The sequence below is a fragment of the Streptomyces sp. NPDC005774 genome (genome assembly GCF_042871645.1).
Taxonomy (GTDB): Bacteria; Actinomycetota; Actinomycetes; order Streptomycetales; family Streptomycetaceae; genus Streptomyces; species Streptomyces pratens.
The window spans coordinates 58,436-80,287 of the sequence record NZ_JBIAIV010000003.1 but is presented as its reverse complement, the minus strand read 5'-3'; the positions used below and the strand labels follow the sequence as shown (position 1 = coordinate 80,287).

The following is a 21,852-nucleotide window of genomic DNA, read 5'->3' as shown; positions in this document are numbered from 1 at the left end:
ACTCGAGCCTATCGGCCCGTGGGGGTGTCCTCGGAGTGCGGTATCTCACCGGACGGTTCTTCCAGCAGCAGCCGTTCGATGGCTGCGCGGTCCGGCAGCGCCTCGGGGCGTACGACCTCGCCGGTGCGTACGTACAGGAAGGCGGCGCTGACCGACTCCAGGGGGACGCCCTGCTGCTCGGCCCAGGCGAGCCGGTAGACGGCGAGCTGGAGCGGGTCGGCGGTGCGGCCGCGGCCGGTCTTCCAGTCGACGATCTCGTACGTCGTCCCGGCGCCGGAGTCAGTACCGCCCCTGGCTCCGGCACTGTCGCCGTCGCCGTCCCTGGTCCCGGTCCCGCCCGCATCGCTGCCGTCCTGCCGGTAGACGGCGTCGATGCGGCCGCGGACGACCCGGCCGGCGATCTCCAGCTGGAAGGGGGTCTCCACGCGGTAGGGCGTGCGGTGGGCGTACGCGGTGCGTTCGAAGGCCTCCTTGAGGGCGGCGAGGTCCTGCTCGTCGGCGATCTCGGCCTCGCTGCCGGGGAGGTCGTCCGGTTCGAGCAGGGGCAGTGTCAGTTCCTCGAAACGGGCCTCGACCCAGGCGTGGAAGCGGGTGCCGCGGCGGGCGGCCGGTTGCGGCGGGCGGGGCATGGGGCGGGCCAGCTCCCGCGCGAAGCCGCCCGGGTCCTCGGCCAGCCACAGCAGCTGGGACGCGGTGAGCGACGGGGGCAGCAGGACCTCGGTGACGCTGTCACGGGCGCGCAGCAGTTCGCCGGTGAGGGCGTCGAGGTCACGGTCCCAGGAGGCGACGGTACGGGCCTCCTCCGGCGTGAGACGGGGCGTGACGGGCTCCGGGGCGTCGGGGAGGCCGGTGGGCTCAGGGGCACCGGTGGGCCCTGTGGGCTCAGGGGCCGTCGCTTGTTGCGGGATGGTGGGGCGGCGGTCGACGGAACGGCGGTCGACGGGAGGGTCGGCCGGAAGACTGCCGGTGGGGCGGTCGGCGGTCCAGGAGTCCCAGTCGCCCTCGCCGGACGCGTCGTCGGCGAAGGGGTCGACGTCGTCGGGCGGGAGGCCCTCGTCCTCGGGCAGCAGGTCCTCGTCGTCCGGGGGCAGGGGCCAGTCCGGGGCGTCGTACGTGTCCGGGGCGTGTACGGCCGGGGGAAGATCGTCGGGGTGGCCGGCGAGGCTCTCGAGGTGGGCCAGGACGGTGTCGGCGGCGGCGCGGCGGCGGGCGAGGGCTTCGTCGTCCAGCGGGAGGGGCCACACCTGGTCCTGGGTGGCCCGGCTCAGGGCGGGGTTCTCGTCATCCTCTGCGGGCTCGTCGGCCCATGCCTCGATCTCGCCGTACCCGGCGGCACAGTGGTCGTGGAGGGCCTGGAGGAACGCGGACGGCCCGCGCGGCTTCTTCTGGGAGGGCCCCCACCAGTGGCCGGAGCCGAGCAGCAGCGAGCGGGGACGGGTGAAGGCGACGTAGCCGAGGCGGAGCTCCTCGGTGTGCTGGTGGTCCTTCATCGCCTCGTGGAAGGCCTTCAGGCCCCGGGAGTCCCAGGATTCGATGTCGGGCAGGGTGTCGGCGTCGCCGCGCAGCCCGTGCGGCAGGACCTTGCCCTGCGCGGTCCACTTCTCGCGGCCCTGGCCACTGGGGAAGGTGCCGGTGACCAGTCCGGGGACGACCACGACGTCCCACTCCAGGCCCTTGGACTTGTGCGCGGTGAGCACCTTGACGGTGTTCTCGCCGCCGGGCAGCGCGTTGTCGAGGCCCTTCTCGTACTGGGCGGCGGTGCGCAGGAAGCCGAGGAAGGCGAGCAGGCCGGCCTCGGCGTCCCCGGCGGCGAAGGAGGCGGCGATGTCGAGGAAGTTGGAGAGGGTCTCGCGGCGGCGGGCGGCCAGGGCGTGCGGGGACGCCGACAGTTCGATCTCCAGGCCGGTGACGGCGAGGACGCGGTGCAGGACGTCCATCAGCGGGTCGGCCAGGGAGCGGCGCAGGTCGCGCAGTTCGGCGGCCAGCCGGGCGAACCGCACGCGCGCGTCCGGTGAGAAGGGCAGCCCGTCGTCGTCCCCGTGGCCGTCCAGCGGGGTCTCCAGGAACGTGTCGAGGGCGTCGGCGAGCGAGATCACCTCGGACGGGTCGATGCCCTCTACGGCCTCGGCGAGACGGCGGTCGGGGTCGTCCTCGCCGTCCACGCGCGCGTGGGACACGAGCAGGCGCGCGCGGCGGCCGAGGAGGGCGAGGTCGCGCGGGCCGATGCGCCAGCGGGGGCCGGTCAGCAGACGGACGAGCGAGGCGTTGGCGCCGGGGTCCTGGAGGACCTCGCAGACGGCGACCAGGTCGGCGATCTCGGGCAGGTGCAGCAGCCCGGACAGGCCGACGACCTCGACGGGTACGTCCCGGGCGACGAGGGCGCTCTGGATCTCGGCGAAGTCGGTCGCGGTGCGGCACAGGACTGCGATCTCGCCGGGCTCCTTGCCGATGCGTACGAGGTGGGCGACGGAGTCGGCGATCCAGTCGAGTTCCTCGGCGTGGGTGGACAGCAGGGCGCAGCGGACGGTGCCGTCCCGCTCGGCTCCAGGGGCCGGGCGGAGGGCTTCCACGCCCGCGTGCATGGCCCGCAGGGGCTCGGCGAGGCCGTTGGCGAGGTCCAGTAGGAGGCCTCCGCTGCGGCGGTTCTCGCTGAGCGACTGGCGGGTGGCGGGGCCGCCGTCGGCCCGCGCGAAGTGTTCGGGGAAGTCGTCGAGGTTCGCGACGGAGGCGCCGCGCCAGCCGTAGATCGCCTGGCAGGGGTCGCCGACGGCGGTGACCGGGTGGCCGGTGCCGCCGCCGAACAGGCCGGCGAGGAGGACGCGCTGGGCGACCGAGGTGTCCTGGTACTCGTCGAGGAGGACGACGCGGAACTCGTCGCGCAGGACGCGGCCCACCTCGGGGATCCGGGCGAGCTGGGCCGAGAGGGCGATCTGGTCGCCGAAGTCGAGCAGGTCGCGTTCGCGTTTGGCGGCCCGGTAGCGCAGGACGAGGTCGGCGAGTTCGCGCCGCGCGGCGGCCGCTTCGGGCACTTTGCGCAGGTCGGCGTTGGTGAGCTTGGTGTTCTCCAGGGTGCGCAGCAGTTCGGTGTCGTGGCCGCGCAGGTCCTCGGGCCGTACGAGGTGCTCGGAGAGTTCACCGTCGAGGGTGAGAAGGTCCCCGACCAGGTCGGGGAAGGAACGGGTGAGGGCGGGGTAGTGGCCGGGGGCCTCGCGCAGCACCCGTGCGGCGAGCTGGTAGCGGGTGGCGTCGGCGAGGAGGCGGGAGGTCGGTTCGAGGCCGAGGCGCAGCCCGTGGTCGGTCAGGAGGCGGCCCGCGAAGGCGTGGTAGGTGGAGATCACCGGTTCGCCCGGCGGATTGTCCGGGTCGATGGTGTCCGGATCGGTGACGCCCGCCTTGATCAGCGCCTTGCGGACGCGTTCGGCGAGTTCACCGGCGGCCTTGTTGGTGAAGGTGAGGCCGAGCACCTGTTCCGGGGCGACCTGGCCGGTGCCGACCAGCCACACCACGCGCGCCGCCATCACCGTCGTCTTGCCGGAGCCTGCTCCGGCCACGATCACCTGAGGAGCGGGCGGCGCGATGATGCAGGCCGTCTGCTCGGGAGTGAAAGGGATCCCGAGGAGCTCCTTGAGCTGCTCGGGATCGCTGATGCGCGTATGCACATGCAGAGGCTAGCGGCGGCCGCTGACAAAAAGGCCGTACCACCCCTCAGTGGCCGGAGAACCGCAGGTCGGAACGGGTGGTGCGATGCGTCACGCCGGTCGCCGACGCACTGCCCGGGCCGCACGTCCCATCAGGCCGTGTACACCATCGGGTCGTATGTCCCATCAGGCCGTGTGCCCCGGGTCGTGCACCGCGCCCTCATGCGCCTCGCGAGGTCGTGGGCACCACCGCAATGGTCCGCCCCGGTCACTCGACCACGTGCCGGCCCTCGGGGCGGGCGCTGCACGAGGCGCGGAAGGCGCAGTGGGTGCAGTGCTGCCCCGCGCTCGGGGTGAAGCGTTCGTCGAGGACCTTTCCGGCGGCCGTGGCGAGCAGGTCGCCGACCCACTCCCCCTGCTCCCTCCGCTCCCCCTCCAGCGGCTCCTGGGCCTGCACCTTGGGCAGGGTCTCTCCGCCGTCCCGCTTGGCGGCCGGCCGGCGCAGCTGGACCAGTTCGGCGCCGCCCGTCTCGGGGCGTGCGCCGTCGAACACCTCGTCGACGGCGCCTTCCTGCACGGCGAGCTGGTAGACGGCGAGCTGGGGGTGGCGGGCCACCTCGGCGGAGCTGGGGGCGTGCTTGCCGGTCTTGAAGTCGACGACGTAGGCGCGGCCCTCGCCGTCGGCTTCGACGCGGTCCATCTGGCCGCGGATGCGGACCTCGTAGTCACCGGCTTCGAGCCGGACGTCGAAGTCGTGCTCGCTGGCCACCGGGGTGCGGCCGGCGCGGTCCATGACGTGCCACTTCAAAAAGCGTTCGAGTGCCACGCGCGCGTTCTGCTTCTCCTGCTGGGACTTCCAGGGCGCGTCGAAGGCGAGTGCGTTCCACACGGAGTCGAGCCGTTCCATGAGGACGGCGAGGTCGGCCGGGGTGTGCCCGGAGGCCACCTCGTCGGCGAGGGCGTGCACCACGTTGCCGAAGCCCTGGGCGGCGGTCGCGGGGGCGTCGGCCTTCACCTCCCGGCCGAGGAACCACTGCAGGGCGCAGGTGTTGGCGAGCTGGTCGAGGGCGCTGCCGGAGAGCACGACGGGCTGGTCGCGGCTGCGCAGCGGCACCTTGCTCCGGGTGGGTTCGTACATGCCCCACCAGCGGTACGGGTGGGCGGACGGCACCAGGGGGCGGCCGTCCTCGTCGGCGAGGGCGGCGAGCCGGGCGAGCCGGCGGGCCGCGGCCTCCCTGAGGGTGTCGGAGACGCGCGGGTCGACAGTGGTGGCACGCATTTCGGCGACGAGCGCGGCGACGGACAGCGGACGGCGCGGGCGCCCGGTGACGTCCTTGGGCTCGACGCCGAGTTCGCTCAGGAAGCGGGATGGCTGGTCGCCGTCGTCGGCGGGGGCCTTCACGGCCGTCACGACAAGCCGTTCACGCGCGCGGGTGGCGGCGACGTAGAACAGGCGGCGTTCCTCGGCGAGGAGCGCACCGGGGGTGAGCGGTTCGGCGAGCCCGTCGCGGCCGATACGGTCGGCCTCCAGCAGGGAGCCGCGGCGGCGCAGGTCGGGCCACAGGCCCTCCTGGACACCGGCCACGACGACCAGCCGCCACTCCAGACCCTTGGCGCGGTGCGCGGTCATCAGGCGTACGGCGTCGGGGCGTACGGCGCGGCGGGTGAGGGTGTCCGCGGCGATGTCCTCGGCGTCGATCTCCTCCAGGAAGTTCAGGGCGCCGCGGCCTCCGGTGCGCTCCTCCGCGCGGGCGGCGGTCGCGAACAGGGCGCACACCGCGTCGAGGTCCCGGTCGGCGTTGCGTCCGGCCGCACCGCCGCGGTGGGCGGAGCGTTCCAGTCGCGCGGGCCACGGGGTGCCGTCCCACAGGTCCCACAGCGCCTCCTCGGCGGTACCGCCGCTCGCCAGGCGCTCACGTGCCGTGCGCAGCAGCGCGCCGAGCCGCTGGGCTCCGCGCGCGTAGGCGGGGTCGTGCACGACCAGCCGCTCGGGTTCGGCCAGCGCCCGCGCGAGGAGTTCGTCCGAGGGCGGCGGCAGCACGTTGCCCGCGGCCCGCTCCTCCTCGCGCAGGGCCCGGCCGAGACGGCGCAGGTCGGCGGCGTCCATGCCGGCGAGGGGGGAGGTGAGCAGGGTGAACGCGGTCTCGGTGTCGAGCCAGCAGGGCCGCTCCGGCTCCTCCCCCCGTTTCTGCCCCTGGTCCTGGTCCTGCTCCTGCCCCTGCCCCTGCCCCTGCCCCTGCCCCTGATCCTGTCCCTCCCCCGGAGCCTGCGGCTCCGACTGCGGCTCCGGCCCGTCGGCCGCCTCCGCCGTCGCCACCGCGCGCAGGGCCGTGAGCAGCGGGGCCACCGCCGGTTCGTGGCGCAGGGGAAGGTCGTTGCCGTCGACGTCCACCGGGACGCCCGCCGAGGCGAGGGCGCGGCGGACGACGGGAAGGGTGCGGGAGCCGGCCCGCACCAGGACGGCCATGTCGTTCCAGGCGACGCCGTCCTCCAAATGGGCCCTGCGCAGGATGTCGGCGATGTTGTCCAGTTCCGTGCCGGAGGTCGGGTACGTGTAGGCCTCGGCCCGGCCGCCGCCCCGTGCCGGGGTGAGCTCCCGGTGGGCGCGGACCTTCTCGGCGGGCAGGCGGGGCAGGGGCATGCGCTGGGTGACCAGGCGGGTGGCGGCCAGCAGGTCCGCGCCGGAGCGACGTGCGACGCGCAGCACCTCGACCGGGGCCGGTCGGCCGTCCGCGCGGGGGAACGCGTCGGGGAAGTCCAGGATGCCGTTCACGTCCGCGCCCCGGAAGGCGTAGATCGACTGGTCCGGGTCGCCGAGGGCGACCAGGGTGCGTCCGCCGCCGGCCAGCACCTGCAGTAGCCGTACCTGGGCCGGGTCGGTGTCCTGGTACTCGTCCACGTACACGGCGTCGTAGCGCGCGGCGAGCTGCCGGGCGGTCTCGGGGCGGCGGGCGAGGAGCACCGCGCGGTGGACCAGTTCGGCGTAGTCGAGGACGCCCTGCAGGTCGAGAACGTCGAGATACTCGGCGAGGAAGGCGGACGCGGCACGCCAGTCGGGGCGTCCTATGCGGCGGGCGAAGGCGTCCAGGGCGTCGGGGGCGAGGCCCAGCTCGCGGCTGCGGGCGAGCACCGCGCGGACCTCGTCGGCGAAGCCGCGGGTGGTCAGGCAGGCGCGCAGTTCGTCCGGCCAGCGCACATGCGCCAGGCCGAGGCGTTCCAGGTCGACCTGGCCCGCGAGCAGCTCACGGACGGTGACGTCCTGCTCGGGGCCCGACAGCAGCCGCAGCGGCTCGACGAAGAGGTCGCTGTCCTGGTGGGCGCGGACCAGGGCGTAGCACAGGGAGTGGAACGTGGTCGCCCGGGGCGCGTGCGCGGCCCCTGTGCGCAGGGCCATGCGGTCGCGCAGCTCGACCGCCGCCCTGCGGCTGAACGTCAGCACGAGGATGCGTTCGGGATCACCCCCGCGGGCGATGCGCTCGGCCACCGACTCGACCAGTGTGGTCGTTTTCCCGGTGCCCGGACCTGCGAGGACGAGCATCGGTCCGGTCCCGTGGTCAACCACGGAGCGTTGGGAGGCGTCCAGCCGAGGGGGGGATGTACGGGCCGGTGGGGTACGAACCAGTCGATGAACGCCACGGTTCCCCCGCCGCACCCGGGGGTGCGACAGGCCATTGGTGGAGAAAGGGGAGCTCACGTGGTTCGCCGGTCCTGGTGGGTGTGCTGGTTGCCGTTCCACCGCGTGTGGGGGGCGGTGGCCGCGGGGTCGAGGGGGACACGTGCGGTTGACGCTACGCCGACAGAAAGTATGGAAGCAGAGCTTCCGCTTCTTCCCTCCCGCCACATGCGCCACTCGTGCCACCCGCCTCACGAACGTACGTCATGTCACGGCCGTGCCCCGTTTCCCCCGTACGGATCACAGGTCGTACGGCGGTACGTCCGATGGCGGAAGCCTGCTGAGGTGACCTCCCGCATGCCCGCCTCCTCCCGCATGCCCGCCTCCTCCCGCATGCCCGCCTCCTCCCGCATGCCCGCCTCCCCTCGCGTGTCCGTCGGCGTCCGCGTGTCCGTCGGCGTCCGCGTGCCCGCCGCCGTCCCACCGCGCGCGCTTCATCTCGAGGCGTGGCAGATGCCCATCGGCGGCCCGGCTCGCCTCCTTCAGGGGAGTTCCCTCCGCGCGGTAGTGGTCGAGGGCTCTCAGCTCGTGGCCCGGCAGCAGCGCCCCGTCCGCGCGGACGACCCGCCACCACGGGACGGCTCCCCCGTAGAGCGCCATCACACGCCCGACCTGCCGGGGGCCGCCCTCCTCCAGCCATTCGGCCACGTCGCCGTACGTCATGACGCGGCCCGGCGGGATCCGCTCGGCCGCGTCGAGGACCCGCTCGGCATACTCGGGCAGGGTGCCCGCATGCTCCGGGCCGGTGTCGGACGGAAGGCGCTGCTGGCTCATCCGGCCCATCCTGCACCACCCCACCGACAATGCGACCGGCGATGTGATGCGCACCGCGGCGTGCGTACGCCTCGCCCGGGAATCGTACTTCGGGCAGACTGTGCGACCCCGCACGTCGACCCTGCTGCCCGCGTGCGGCGGTGCGGCATGCCACCATCGTGCGGGCGGTGACTGGTGATACGAGATCAAGAAGAGGCAATGACGGAGCAGGGTGCGCACCCCGGGGACACGGAGGGCACCCCTGACGCTCCGTCGCACCCGGACACCGGTCGCACCGATCCACAGACCGCCGACACCAAGGACGCCGGCACCGAGGCGGCCGGGAAGCAGGCTGCTCTGGACGCCCACCGCGCCGACGGCACGGACGGCAACGATCCGGCGCGCATCGAGGAGGTCGAGGGCGACGAACCCCTGCTCCCCGCGCGCGTGCACCGTCCGTCCGATCTCATGCGGCTCCTGGTGGGGGTGCTCGCCATCGTGGTGCTGCTGGCGGTCGCCGCGTTCGCCCACGGCACCACGTCGGGGCTGGAACAGGACATCACCAAGGGCACCGGTCAGGCGCCCGACCTGCTCATCAAGATCGCCGGTCTGGCCTCCAGCATCGCGATCCTCCTGGTGCCGGTCGCCTTCGCCATCGAACGGCTGATCAAACGGGACGGGCTGCGGATCGCCGACGGTGTGCTCGCCGCCGTTCTCGCGCACGGAGTGACACTCGCCACCGATCTGTGGGTCGCTCGGGCGGCTCCCGGCTCGATCCAGGAGGCGCTGACCCAGCCCTCCCCCGGCGATATCCACGCCCTCACCGATCCGGTGCACGGCTATCTGGCACCCGTCATCGCCTACATGACGGCCGTCGGTATGTCCCGCAGACCCAGATGGCGCACGGTGCTGTGGGTCGTGCTGCTCCTCGATGCCTTCTCGATGCTGGTCACCGGGTACACGACTCCGTTCTCGGTCATCCTGACGGTACTGCTCGGCTGGACCGTCGCGTACGGCACCCTCTACGCGGTCGGGTCGCCCAATGTGCGCCCCACCGGGCAGACCCTGATGGCGGGCCTGCGGACCGTCGGCTTCCTTCCGGTGAGCGCCTCCCGCCAGGAGGCGCAGGACGCCGTCGAGGCCGGGGACCGGGGCCGCCGGTACTTCGTCACCCTGGAGGACGGTCCGCCGCTGGACGTGACCGTGGTCGACCGCGAACAGCAGGCGCAGGGCTTCTTCTACCGTGCGTGGCGCAATCTGACCCTGCGCGGCTTCGCCACCCGCAGAAGTCTCCAGTCCCTGCGCCAGGCGCTCGAGCAGGAGGCGCTGCTGGCGTACGCGGCCATCGCGGCCGGCGCCAACGCGCCGAAGCTGATCGCGATGTCCGAGCTCGGCCCCGACGCGGTGATGCTCGTCTACGAGCACAGTGGCGGGCTCACCCTCGACTCGCTGCCGGACGAGGAGATCACCGACGCGCTGCTGCGCGACACCTGGCGTCAGGTACAGGCGTTGCAGTCCCGCCGGATCGCGCACCGCAGGCTGGTCGGCGACGCGATCCTGGTGGATCCTTCCGGCACGGTGATCCTCACCGATCTGCGGGTCGGGGAGATCGCGGCCGGCGAAGTGCTGTTGCGCATGGACGTATCCCAGCTGCTGGTGACGCTGGGGCTGCGGGTGGGCGCCGAGCGTGCGGTGGCCTCGGCTCTGAGCATGCTCGGCCCCGACGCCGTGGCGGACTGTCTGCCGATGCTTCAGCCGATCGCGCTGAGCCGCTCCACGCGCGCGACGCTGCGCCGACTCGCCCGGGAGCGGTCCGAGCGCGAGCGTGAGGCGGTCCTGGAGGCCTCCCGACAGGCCAGGCAACTGCGCACGGAGCAGGCTGCGGACCACTCCGGGAAGTCCCCGGCCGACGGGCCCTCCGTAGCCGGGAAGCCCGACAAGAAGGCTGTACGCGCGGAGCAGCGGGCCGAGAAACGGGCGATCGACGAGGCTCTGGAGGAGGCCCGCGAGGAGGACCTGCTCACCCAGATCCGGCACGAGGTGCTACGGATCAGGCCGCAGGCGCCGGTCGAGCCGGTCCGCCTCGAGCGGGTGCGTCCGCGCACGCTGATCAGTTTCATCGCCGGCGCCATCGGCGGGTACTTCCTGCTGACGCAGCTCACCCACATCGAGTTCGGGCCGCTGATCGCCAACGCGGAGTGGGGCTGGGTGGCGGCGGCCGCGCTGTTCTCGGCCGCCAGCTACTTTGCCGCCGCCCTGGCACTGCTGGGGTTCGTGCCGGAGCGGGTGCCGTTCATCAGGACGGTGGCGGCGCAGGTCGCCGGCTCCTTCGTGAAGATCGTAGCCCCGGCGGCGGTGGGCGGGGTCGCCCTGAACACCCGGTTCCTCCAGCGGGCCGGGGTGCGGCCGGGGCTCGCGGTGGCGAGTGTCGGCGCGTCCCAGTTGTTCGGGCTGGGCTGCCACATCCTGATGCTGCTGGCGTTCGGTTATCTGACCGGTACCGAGAAGACGCCCTCGCTGTCGCCGTCCCGTACGGTCATCGCGGGTCTGCTGACGGTGGCGGTGCTGGTGCTGGTGGTGACCTCGGTGCCGTTCCTGCGGAAGTTCCTCTTCACCCGCGTGCGGTCGCTCTTCGCGGGCGTCGTGCCGCGGATGCTCGATGTGCTGCAACGTCCGCAGAAACTGGTCACCGGCATCGGCGGCATGCTGCTGCTGACCGCCTGCTTCGTGCTGTGCCTGTACGCCTCCGTCCAGGCGTTCGGCGACGGGACGACGTCGATCAGCCTGGCCGGTGTCGCGGTGGTCTTCCTCGCGGGCAACGCGCTGGGGTCGGCGGCTCCCACCCCGGGTGGTGTGGGAGCGGTCGAGGCGACCCTGACGGTCGGTCTGATCGCGGTCGGACTGCCCAGCGAGGTCGCTGCGCCGGCGGTGCTGCTGTTCCGGCTGCTGACCCTGTGGCTGCCGGTGCTCCCGGGATGGCTGGCCTTCAATCACCTCACCCGCAAGGAAGCGCTGTAGCTGCGGCGGGCAGCGCGAGCAGGCGGCGAACAGGCAACTAACACCACAAAACAGCAGGTCAGAGGGTTACCCACAGGCTTCCGCGGCGAACCCGGGATCTGCCTACCATGGCCTGACCGCCATCCGCCGCACGGCGTGGACGGCCCGCGAGGGGAATGGGGCACATGACGCGTTTCGCACGGTGGACGGCTCTGACGGCCTGTGCCGTGCTGCTGACGGCAGCATGCAGCGGTGGCGGCTCGGACGACCGCGACAGGAGTGGCGGGACGGCGATCGACTGGGGGCGCTGCGAGGCCTCCGGGGGCACACCCGCGCCCGGCGAGGAATGGCAGTGCGGCACACTCCGGGTGCCGCTGGACTGGTCGGAGCCGGACGGCGGGACGATCGAGCTGGCGCTGATCCGGGCGAAGGCCACCGGGAACGACCGCCTCGGGTCCCTGCTGTTCAACTTCGGCGGGCCCGGCGGCTCCGGCGTGTCCATGATGCCCTCCTACGCCACCACCGCCTCGAAGCTGCGCGAGCGGTACGACCTGGTGAGCTGGGATCCGCGCGGGGTGGCCGCCAGCGAGGGCATCCGCTGCCGGGACGACGAGGAGACCCAGGCGGCCGAGTCGGTGGACTCCACCCCGGACACCCCGGCCGAGGAACAGGCGTACCTCGCGGACGCTGCGGACTTCGGCAAGGGCTGCCAGGAGTCGGCCGGCGAGCTGCTGGCCCATGTGTCGACCACCGACACCGCCCGTGACATGGACCGCATCCGGCAGGCTCTGGGCGACGACAGGCTCAACTACTTCGGCATCTCCTACGGCACCGAACTCGGCGGCGTCTACGCCCATCTGTTCCCGAAGAGGGTGGGACGGCTGACCCTCGACGCGGTGGTCGACCCGAGCGCCGACACCGTGGGGCACGCCCAGAACCAGACCCGCGGATTCCAGCGCGCGCTGGACAACTATCTGAAGTCCACCGGCCGGGACCCCGAGCGGGGTTCGCGTGAGATAGCGGAGCTGCTGGACCGGATCGACGCCGAGCCGCTGCCGACATCCTCCAAGGGGCGGGAACTGACCCAGTCGCTGGCACTGACCGGCATCGTCCTCCCCCTGTACGGCAAGGACGGCTGGCCGGTGCTGACCAGCGCGCTGGAGGCGGCCGAGGAGGGCGACGGCTCGGAGCTGCTGGCGCTGGCCGACGGCTACAACGAACGGGACGCGTCGGGGAAATACGGCACGACGACCCACTCGCAGCGGGCCATATCGTGTCTGGACGACAAGCAGCGGATGACCGCGGCCCAGACCGGGGAACTGCTGCCGGAGTTCGAGCGGATCTCGCCGGTGTTCGGCCCCTTCCTCGGCTGGGACACGGCCGGCTGGTGCCACGACTGGCCGGTCCCCGGTCAGCACGACACCCCGGAGGTGAGCGCGCCGGGTGCCGCTCCGGTCCTGGTGATCGGCAACACCGGCGATCCCGCCACTCCGTACGAGGGCGCTCAGCGGATGGCGGACGAGCTGGGCGAGGACGTGGGGATCGTACTCACCTGGGAGGGCGAGGGCCACGGCGCGTACGGCAGTGGGAGCGACTGCGTCGACTCCACCGTGAACGCGTATCTGCTGGACGGCACGGTGCCGAAGGACGGCAAGGTCTGCTCCTGACGACGGCGGGGGCTTCCCGCACCCGTGATGCGTGAAGCCCCCGCCCGGGACCTGCCCGGGATCGCGGTGGCGACCCGGGGCCGGCCGATCGGTCAGTAGATCGGCTTCGCCGGCTCGATCTGGTTGACCCAGCCGACCACGCCGCCGCCGACGTGGACGGCGTCGGCGAAGCCCGCGGACTTCAGGACCGCGAGGACTTCCGCACTGCGGACGCCCGTCTTGCAGTTCAGGACGATCTTCTTGTCCTGCGGGAGGCTCTCCAGGGCGCTGCCCATGAGGAACTCGTTCTTCGGGATCAGCCGGGCGCCGGGGATGGAGACGATCTCGAACTCGTTCGGCTCCCGGACGTCGATGATCTCGATGTTCTCGCCCTCGTCGATCCACTCCTTGAGCTGCTTGGGAGTGATCGTGGAGTCGGCGGCCGCCGCCTGGGCCTCCTCGGAGACGACGCCGCAGAAGGCCTCGTAGTCGATGAGTTCGGTGACGGTCGGGTTCTCGCCGCAGATCGCGCAGTCGGGGTCCTTGCGGACCTTGACCTGGCGGTACTGCATCTCCAGGGCGTCGTAGATCATCAGGCGGCCGAGGAGCGGCTCACCGATGCCGGCGAGAAGCTTGATGGCCTCGTTGGCCTGGATGGAGCCGATGGACGCGCACAGCACGCCCAGAACGCCGCCCTCGGCGCAGGAGGGGACCATGCCGGGGGGCGGGGGCTCCGGGTAGAGGCAGCGGTAGCAGGGGCCGTGCTCGGACCAGAACACGGAGGCCTGGCCGTCGAAGCGGTAGATCGAGCCCCAGACGTAGGGCTTGTTCAGCAGCACGCACGCGTCGTTGACCAGGTACCGGGTCGCGAAGTTGTCCGTGCCGTCGACGATGAGGTCGTAGTCGCTGAAGATGCCCATCACGTTGTCGGACTCGAGGCGCTCCTCGTGCAGGACCACGTTCACGTAGGGGTTGATGCCCTTGATCGTGTCGCGCGCGGACTCGGCCTTGGGCCGGCCGATGTCGGCCTGGCTGTGGATGACCTGCCGCTGCAGGTTCGACTCGTCGACCTCGTCGAACTCCACGATGCCGAGCGTGCCCACGCCGGCCGCGGCCAGATACATCAGCCCCGGCGAACCCAGGCCACCGGCGCCGACGAACAGCACCTTGGCGTTCTTCAGCCGCTTCTGCCCGGCCATCCCCACGTCGGGAATGATCAGGTGGCGGGAGTACCTGCGGACCTCGTCTACGGTGAGCTCGGCGGCCGGCTCGACCAGGGGTGGCAACGACACGGGGACTCCGTTGGTCGGTCAATCACTACGGTTGTTTTTCCCCTCAACAGTGCCATGGTCTTTTTCATTCCGAGACACCCATCCCGACCTGCGAGACGACACCGTCCCAGTAGCCGGGCAGTTGCTCCCAGGGACCGATGCGGCTGTCGCGGTCGGTGCGGTCGGTGAACCAGACGGTCGCGGCACCCTGCCAGCGGGCGATGCGCAGCGCCTCCTCCAGATGCGGTCGGGACACTCCGTGGACGAAGTGGCAGAAGCGCTCGGGCGGGTGCTCGACGGTCCACTCGGCCACCTGTGACCAGCGGTATTCGTGCCACGAGCCGGAGAAGGTGACCAGTTGGTCGGCGATGTCGGCGTGGCCGGGATGCGGGTGGGTCCCGTGGCCGAGGACGATGTGGGCATCTTCACGGATCGCCCGGAGGGTACGGACCGCGCGCCGGACCGCGGGGAGCGCGGCGCGGTCCGCGGGGCAGCGGTCCAGGAGGAATCCGTCGGCCTGGTACCAGTCGAGGAACCGGTGCGCGTCCGAGATCAGTTCGCCGAGGTCCCGGAGGCCATATGCCGAGTCGAGATGGCCCAGAATACGGACACCGGCGTTGCGCAGGCGGCCGGCCGCTTCCAGGCAGCTCGGGTCGGGTTGCACTCCGGGTCCGTCGGCCACGTTCAGGACGACCCAGTGCAGAGGGCTTGCGCCTCCCGCGCGGGTGAGCGCGTTCCACTCGGCCGGGGCGAGAAGGGGGTGCGCCAGGCCGGGCACCCCGAAGCCGGTACGGCCACCGGTGCCGGTGCCGGGCCTGCTGTCGCCCGCGGCGGCCGGACGGACGGGACGAACCGGACCGCTCGAACGAACCGGACCGCTCGGATGGCTCCGGTTGATCAGATACGACATGCCGCCTCCATCCAGATGTCGGCGAGGGATTCCTCGAGATTGATCCGGGGGCGCCAGCCGAGCCGGTCGCGCGCGGTGCGCACGTCCGCCTGCTGCCAGCTGCCGCAGCCGTCCGGGTACGGGAACCCGACCGAGGCCGCGTGAGGGTCGGACTCGCCGCGAGGGTGTCCGATGGCCGACCTGAGATGCGGGGTGTGGGCGATGTGTCCCGCGTGACCGAGGTGACCGCCGTGGGAGGCGTGGGCGCCGGGCGGGCCGTCGAGCTCCTGGAGGGTGCCGCCGTATCCGGCCACGCGGGCGAGCACCGCGGCGGCGTCCCTCAGCCGGACGGCACGGCCCGAACCGATGTTGATGACCCCCTGCGCGGCGGAGAGCGAGGCCGCGTGCACGGCACGGGCCACGTCCCGGACGTCGACGAAGTCGCGCTGGACGCCGAGACCGCCGAGTTTCAGTTCGCCGTCGCCGGACTGCATGGCGCGGCGCATGGCCTCGGCGAGGCGGCCGAGCGGCGAACCTGCGGGGGTGCCGGGCCCCGCGGGCGAGAAGACCCGCAGGACCACGGCGTCCAGGCCGGAGCCGAGGACGAGTTCGGTCGCGGCGAGCTTGCTCACGCCGTACGGGCCGCCGGGGCGGGGGACCGCGTCCTCCGCCGTGGAGGAGTTGGCCTGGCTGGGTCCGTACTCGGCACTGCAGCCGAGCTGCACGAGCCGGGCGCCGCAGCCGCTGCGGCGCAGGGCCTCGCAGACGGTGGCGACGGCGACGGTGTTGTGCCGGGTGAGGTCGCGGGCTCCGCCGCGGGTGGTGCCGGCGCAGTTGACCACGACGCCGGGGTGGACGGCGTCGAGGAACCGGGTGAGTGCGCCGGGGCTGCCGGTGGCGAGATCGAAGCGGACGTCGGCGTCGTCGCCGCGGCCGAGGACGGTGAGCTGGACGGCCGGGTCCGCGAGCAGACGGTCGGCGACGAAGCGGCCGATGTACCCGTTGGCTCCGATCAGCAGGACTCTCATCGGGTGGCTCCTGTGACGGCCGAGGCTGCTGGGCGGGTGATCATGCGGGATCTCCTTGGGGTGGTGCCTCCGGCTGAGCGTGGGCCGAGGCTCGGGTGAGGGTGCGTGCTGCGTGGATCAGGAGGGTCAGGGCGGCCGCGCCGCAGGTGAGGGCGGCCACGCCACTGGGGTCCCAGGTGGTGGCCAGGGTTTCCACCGGGGCGGCCAGCGCCCCGAAGCCGGGCAGGCGGGCCGCGAAGACCGTGGCCAGGGCCGCCGTCTGGGCGAGGGCCGTGGCAGCGAGGATCACCTTCGGCGCGTGGGTGAAGCCATGGAGGGCGAGGAGGCGGGCCAGGAAGAGGAGGGCGCCCAGGGTGAGCACTTCGTGAGGGACGAAGTGCTCGTCCAGGGCCGTGGCGCAGAGGGTGGAGAGAGCGGCCAGGGCGCACAGGAAAAGGGCGAAGGATCCGAACAGCAGGGGGCGCACGGAGTCGGCGAAGTCTTCGAGGCCGCGGCTGGACACGACCTTGCGGCGGGCCCGTACGGCGAAGAACCGGGCGCTCCAGGCCCCGGGGGCGAACGCCAGGGTGAGGGCCAGGGCCGGGGCGACGGCGAGCGCCCAGTCGCCGTCGGGGCCGCCGGTGGGCGGGCTGTCGGGGCCGCCGGTGAGCGCGGTGTGGAGCAGGCCGTCGCCCAGGAGGGCGTAGCCGATGAGCCAGCAGGTCCAGGCCGCCGTGCCCCTGGTGGGCGGGGTGGAGGTCGCGGGCGTGGTGCCGAGCGGGCTGCCGCGTCGAAGGGCCGCGCGCATGGCCAGGGCGATGGCGAGAACGCCCGCGGCGACCGCGTAGACGCGGCTCTGTCCGTGGGTGAGGCGCAGGGCGGCCACCGACGCGAGACCGAGGACGCCGGGGAGCAGGGTGAGAACGACCCAGCCGGCGCGGAGCCCCGGGGCGGTCGTGGCGGCGGAGGGACGGGGGGTGTCGCCGTCGCGCGGGATCCGGGCGTACAGCTCCTCCGCGAGGGAGAAGACGTCCCGGTGCTTGAAGCGCGCGGCGGTCCGGTCGGTGACGCCGTGCGCCTCCAGGCCCGCCGCGATCTCCAGGGGGTCCACCGCGCGCTCGCACAGCTCGCGATGGCGGTGCAGCAGCGCCTTCACGGGGTCGGCGGCGCCTTGGCCGGCGCCGGGCTGCGCGGACTCGCGGTCCAGTTCGTCGAGGCCCGTCATCGTGCCGCCTCCGTCGCGGGGACCGGTGATGCGCCCGGCACCGGGTGGGTCGCCGGCCGAGCCGGAGAGGGTACGGGCCGGGCCGGGGCGGTGGCGGACCGAGCAGGGGAGGCGGCCCGTACCGGCGTGTCCGTGGCCCAGGTGGGGGCGGTGCGGGGCGGCTTGCGGGAGGCGGGGTCGGCCCAGCGGCCGGGTACGTGGGCCTCGACCGGGGCGGCGAAGGGCACGGGGTCGCCCGTGCCGTTCAGGAGGACGCGGCGGACCGGGGTGCGCGCGACGATCTCCAGGTACAGGTCGTGGAACGCGGCGACGTTCTGCTCGACGGTGAACAGTTCGAGTGCGCGGGCGCGCGCGGCGGCGCCGAGGCGCACACGCCGCTCGGAGTCGCGCAGCAGCGACACGCACGCCTCGGCGAGCGCCCGTGGATCGCGCGGCGGTACGACGAGTCCGGTACCGCCGATGACCTCGACCACCGCGCCGACGTCCGTGGACACCGTCGCGCGGCCGGCGAGCATCGCCTCGACGAGTCCGACGGGGAAGCCTTCGACAACGCTGGACAGAACGGTCACGGCGCCTGCGGCGTACACGTCGGCGGGGCCGGCGAGCCCCGGACCGCCGATCTCCTCGAAGGACACCGGACCGGTGCCGCCGGCGTGCGGGGCCCCGGCCCCGTCAGGGAAGAGCCGCGTGGCCAGTTCTCTGCAGTGCTTGAGGTAGGCGGCGCCCTCGGGACCGGCCGGGCCGCCGATGATCCGCAGGCGGGCCCCGGGCTCGGCCGTGCGGATCACGGCGAACGCGTGCAGCAGCGAAACCAGGTCCTTGGCAGGCCCCACCCGGCCGCTCCAGACGAGGGTGTGCGGATCGGCACGCTCCGGGGACTCACCCACTTCCGCGAAGGGCGCCGCGTCCATTCCGGGGTGGATTTTGCGGACCTTCGCCCCGTCGGCGCCGCAGCGCTCCTGCCAGCGGCGGGTGTGCGTGTTGCCCGGGGTGATGAAAGCTGCCCGCCGGTAGGTCTCGGCGGCGAGCCGGCCGTGGAAGGCCGCGAGGAGGGACCGGACGGCGGGCGGGGAGTCCGGCCGGGTCAGATAGTGCGTGCGCAGCCGTACGCCGTACTCCGTCACCAGCAGGGGGACGTCGAAGAAGTGGCCGGCGAGCAGGCCCGGAAGGGCGGCCGTGCCGCCGGAAGCGGCGTGGCACAGGTCGACCGCGCCGAGCCCGTTCTCCTCGTACCAGTCGAGCGAGAGGGGACGCAGGGCCTCGTGCAGGTGTGCGGCCACAGCCAGCAGGTCCGCCACCCGGGCCTCCCGCGCGGCGGGCAGCACGCGGGGCGCACGACAGGCTCGTTCCAGGGCGCGTACGGCGGTTTCGGAGCGGAGGGCGACCGCGAGACCGCCCTCGTCGCGGGCGAGTTCGGCGAGGCCGTACAGAGCTCCGGCGAAACGGTCCGCCTCGGCCGGGGCACGGGGCGCCCCTTTCCTCCCGGGGTCCGCGTCGGGGGTCGCGGGATCCGGCACCGTCGCGGGATCCGGCACCGTCACGAGGTCCGGCATCGTCGCGGTATCCGACGCGCAGAGGACGGCGGCGAGTTCGCCGTAGTGCTCGTCGAAGCGCCGGCGCGCGCGCCTGCCGTACACCACCCCGTCGTCCTCGGCCGTCCACAGCGGCGCGGTACGCACCCGTCCGACCTGCGGCGGCAGCGGCACCCAGCCGTCGTCCTCCTGGGCCTCGCTGCGACTGAACGCGTAGACGTCGAACTCGTGGTGCCCGAGTCCGCGCACGAGACGGTCGCACCAGAGTCCGGCGTCACCGCTCACATACGGATAGCCACCCTCCGTAACCAGTCCGATGCGCACGAGTGCACCCCCGATCTCCCGTATGGGGAGCCGCCGTTGACCCGGCGGCTCGCAGCGGGACGAACGTAGACGGTCAAGGTGGTGGCGTGATGGACGGTTGTCCGTCGCACCACCAAAAGGGGTGAACGGTCGTAACTTTCCGGTGCGGAGCGCGTTTGGTCGCGCTAAGAGATTCAGATGAACATGCGGACGGCGTCGGACACGGCACGGGTGCCCACAGTGCCCCGTGCCGGCACCGACGCGTCCGTCAGCTCTTCGGGTACGGCCAGGCGTTGGGCAGGCAGTTGATTCCGCCGTGGCCGAGGAACTTGGTCTGCTGCTGCATGACCGGTGCCGGCTCACCGTCCTTGTCACAGGTGAGGTGGTTGTACCCGAGGCGGTGGCCGATCTCGTGGTTGATCAGCATCTGGCGGTAGGCGAACATCTCGTCGCCGTACGTTTCGGCGCCCTGCGCCCAGCGGAACGCGTTGATCATGACGCGTTCGGTGGCGGCCGAGTCGCAGGAGACATTGTCGACCGTGGTGTCCAGGCCGGACTTGGCGCACCACTCGGCGGTCGTCCCGGGGCTGGCGAGGGTGATGACGAAGTCGGAACTGCCGGAGTGGATGCGTTCGAAGGTGCGGGCGCCGTTGTGCGCCCAGCTGCGGTTGTCGTTGAGCGTCCTGTGCACCGCCTCGGCGAAGAGCGTGCCGTCCAGACCGAGCCCCTGCTCCACGTCCACGCGATAGGTGATCTTCTGCCCCTTGCCCGGCGCGTCGGCGATGCCGGGGACCGCATCGAACTTCCCCGAGCCCTCGGCCGTGGCGCTGAGCGGGTACTTCTCGTCCATCTTCTGCGCGTACGTCAGCGGTCCGGCGGCGCGGGAGCCGCCCGGAGACGTGTTCTGCTCATCGCCCGCGCCCTCGTTCGCGCCGGGGTCCCGGGCGTCGCGCGCCGCCTGTTCGGGGGCGGACTGCGCCTGGAGGCCGTCGGAACCGTCGCCTCCGTCGGCGACCTGGCCGGCCACGACGACCGCCAGCACGGTGGTGACGGCGGCGGCCGCGATCCCGGTGAACGTGCGCCCCTTGGCGCCCTTGGCCTGCGCCGACGCCCCGCTGGGCGGCGCGGCGGCGTCGGTGCCGGCCGGGGAGCGTGCGGCCGAGGCGGTGTTCCAGTCGGTGACGGCGTCGTAGGGGTCCGCGGGATGTGCGGGGTACGCAGGGTGCGGGGAGTCCGCGGCGGAGGCCGGGCGGGGTGCTGCGGGCGGGCGGGAAGTGAAGCCGTCGTCGCCCGCGTCGAAGGCGTCGAGATAGTCCTGCCGCGGAGCCTGCCACCCTCGCGGCCCCAGTGTCCCGCGCGGTCCCTCGGGCGGTGCCTGGCGCTGTCGCGGCAGGGGTACGGCCGCCTTGCCGGCCGGCCCGGCGTACCCGGCGCCCGTGTTCCGTCCTCCCCACTCGCCCCAGCCGCCGCCGGGTTCCTGCTGCTCGGGATGGCCACCGCCGCGGGCGCGCGGTACGCCGTGCCCGGGGGTGCCGTCGGGCAGGCGGGGGGAGCCGTGGGCGGGGGTTCCGGGTCCCGCGGGCGGGCCGCCCCCCTGCGCTCCATACCCGGGTGAGCCGTACGGGCCGGGCGGGTCGGGCAGGTCGTACGCGCCGGTTCCGCCGGAAACCGCCCCCTGCCCCGGGGGCGTCGTCCCCCGCGCCGGGCGGGCGTCGCCCTTGGGTGCGGGTCCACGACGGCTGTGGCGTCCCACCTCGTGCCTCAGCCCCTCAGGTTCTCGGCGGTGGCCCCGCCCTCGACGGCCTCGTCCGCGGCGATACCGGCGGCCGATCCCGGAGCGCTCTTCGCGCCCGGCTCCAAGGTATCCCCTTCCTCCGCCGAGTTCGTTGTATCCAAAAGGAGTTCACGGAACGCGGCAGCCACCGTCTCGGGGTATTCCATCATCGCCACATGCCCCGCGTCCGGCAGGGTGACCAGTCTGGAGTCGCGGAACGCGCGGGCCGCGCGCCCGGCCATCCGGAAGCCGACGAGCCGGTCCCGGCCGCCGTACAGCAGCAGGGTCGGCGCGAGCACCCGCTCGGCCTGGCGCCACAGCCCGTACTGGCCGCTGAGGGTGTACGCGTTGACGAGTCCCCGCGCGGAACGTGCCATGGCGTCCCAGAAGTACGGCAGCCGCAGCCGTCGTTCCATCTCCTGCACCGCGTGGCGGAACGCCTCCGGCGACACCTGTCCGGGGTCCCCGTAGCAGAGCGCCACGACACCGCGGACGCGCTGTTCCGCCGACCATCCCCGGGTGAGCCGGGTGAACAGCTGGGCCACCCCGGGCAGCGCCAGCAGTCCCGTCGGCACGGCGGTGCGCTGCACACGCAACTCGGGAAGGGCCGGTGACACGAGTGTGAGCGTGCGGACGAGGTCGGGACGTACGGCGGCGACGCGGGTGGCGACCGCGCCGCCGAGCGAATTGCCGAAGAGGTGCACGGGGCCGCGCCCCGCGGCGTCGAGACAATGGATCACCGCGCGTGCGTGCGCCGAGATCGAGTAGTTGCCGTCGTCCGGGGGCGGCGAGTCGCCGAAGCCCGGAAGGTCGACGGCCTCGCTGTGGACCACGTCCTCCAGGAAGGGCATCAGCGCCGACCAGTTCTGCGACGATCCCCCGAGGCCGTGGATGTGGAGCGCGGGCGGCAGCCCTTCGCGCGTGGGCGGTCTCGACCGCACGGACAGGGTGACACCCGGGAGCACGACCGACCTGAGACGCTCGCCCTCGGCGACCCTCACGGCGGCCGCTTCGGGAAGCACGGTCGCGGGTGGCACGGGCGGCAGGCCGGTCGAAGACATGCGGCAATGTTACGAGATGATCACGCCAGGGCCCTTGTGTCGGGGGTCACAGGACGGCCCCGCCGTGTGCGCACCGTGCCACA

12 protein-coding genes are annotated in these 21,852 nt (G+C 72.9%); 2 read left to right on the top strand and 10 right to left on the bottom strand.

Annotation, left to right across the window (positions count from 1 at the left end):
- Positions 1 to 8: 8 nt before the first annotated feature.
- The 3 genes from ACFYQA_RS04280 to ACFYQA_RS04270 form a co-directional block, all read right to left on the bottom strand.
- A complete protein-coding gene (locus ACFYQA_RS04280) occupies positions 9 to 3,659 on the bottom strand; it encodes a UvrD-helicase domain-containing protein (RefSeq protein WP_388911307.1) in 3,651 nt (1,216 codons plus the stop codon).
- 247 nt (positions 3,660 to 3,906) lie between these two features.
- The gene (locus ACFYQA_RS04275; RefSeq protein WP_388911304.1) at positions 3,907 to 7,332 is read right to left on the bottom strand and encodes an ATP-dependent helicase; all 3,426 of its coding nucleotides are present in this window, start codon (positions 7,330 to 7,332) and stop codon (positions 3,907 to 3,909) included.
- A gap of 219 nt (positions 7,333 to 7,551) precedes the next feature.
- Positions 7,552 to 8,085, bottom strand: a complete 534-nt coding sequence (locus tag ACFYQA_RS04270; RefSeq protein WP_388911301.1) for an MGMT family protein — start codon at positions 8,083 to 8,085, stop codon at positions 7,552 to 7,554.
- A 198-nt stretch (positions 8,086 to 8,283) separates the two neighbouring features.
- Between ACFYQA_RS04270 and ACFYQA_RS04265 the strand changes: the two genes are divergently transcribed.
- Both ACFYQA_RS04265 and ACFYQA_RS04260 read left to right on the top strand, forming a co-directional pair.
- The gene (locus ACFYQA_RS04265) at positions 8,284 to 11,082 is read left to right on the top strand and encodes a lysylphosphatidylglycerol synthase domain-containing protein (protein ID WP_388911298.1); all 2,799 of its coding nucleotides are present in this window, start codon (positions 8,284 to 8,286) and stop codon (positions 11,080 to 11,082) included.
- A gap of 164 nt (positions 11,083 to 11,246) precedes the next feature.
- Entirely contained in the window at positions 11,247 to 12,728 is a 1,482-nt protein-coding gene (locus ACFYQA_RS04260; protein ID WP_388911295.1) for an alpha/beta hydrolase, read from the top strand.
- Positions 12,729 to 12,820: 92 nt separating this feature from the next.
- Here ACFYQA_RS04260 and moeZ read toward each other — a convergent pair whose 3' ends face one another.
- From moeZ to ACFYQA_RS04225, 7 genes are all read right to left on the bottom strand, one after another.
- Positions 12,821 to 13,999: an adenylyltransferase/sulfurtransferase MoeZ gene (moeZ, locus tag ACFYQA_RS04255; RefSeq protein WP_332430505.1), complete on the bottom strand. Its 1,179-nt coding sequence runs from the start codon at positions 13,997 to 13,999 to the stop codon at positions 12,821 to 12,823.
- Positions 14,000 to 14,063: 64 nt separating this feature from the next.
- The gene (locus ACFYQA_RS04250; RefSeq protein WP_388911292.1) at positions 14,064 to 14,888 is read right to left on the bottom strand and encodes a spherulation-specific family 4 protein; all 825 of its coding nucleotides are present in this window, start codon (positions 14,886 to 14,888) and stop codon (positions 14,064 to 14,066) included.
- Positions 14,876 to 15,895 carry an NAD-dependent epimerase/dehydratase family protein gene (locus tag ACFYQA_RS04245; protein WP_388911289.1) on the bottom strand — a complete coding sequence of 340 codons (1,020 nt, stop codon included), beginning with the start codon at positions 15,893 to 15,895 and terminating at the stop codon, positions 14,876 to 14,878. Before ACFYQA_RS04245 ends, ACFYQA_RS04250 begins: the two co-directional genes overlap by 13 nt.
- A gap of 40 nt (positions 15,896 to 15,935) precedes the next feature.
- A complete protein-coding gene (locus tag ACFYQA_RS04240) occupies positions 15,936 to 17,099 on the bottom strand; it encodes a hypothetical protein (protein WP_388911286.1) in 1,164 nt (387 codons plus the stop codon).
- A complete protein-coding gene (locus ACFYQA_RS04235) occupies positions 17,096 to 18,955 on the bottom strand; it encodes a DUF3492 domain-containing protein (RefSeq protein ID WP_388911283.1) in 1,860 nt (619 codons plus the stop codon). Before ACFYQA_RS04235 ends, ACFYQA_RS04240 begins: the two co-directional genes overlap by 4 nt.
- A gap of 247 nt (positions 18,956 to 19,202) precedes the next feature.
- Positions 19,203 to 20,687, bottom strand: a complete 1,485-nt coding sequence (locus ACFYQA_RS04230; protein WP_388911280.1) for a DUF3152 domain-containing protein — start codon at positions 20,685 to 20,687, stop codon at positions 19,203 to 19,205.
- Between the two features lie 8 nt (positions 20,688 to 20,695).
- The gene (locus ACFYQA_RS04225) at positions 20,696 to 21,769 is read right to left on the bottom strand and encodes an alpha/beta fold hydrolase (protein WP_388911277.1); all 1,074 of its coding nucleotides are present in this window, start codon (positions 21,767 to 21,769) and stop codon (positions 20,696 to 20,698) included.
- Positions 21,770 to 21,852: the final 83 nt, after the last annotated feature.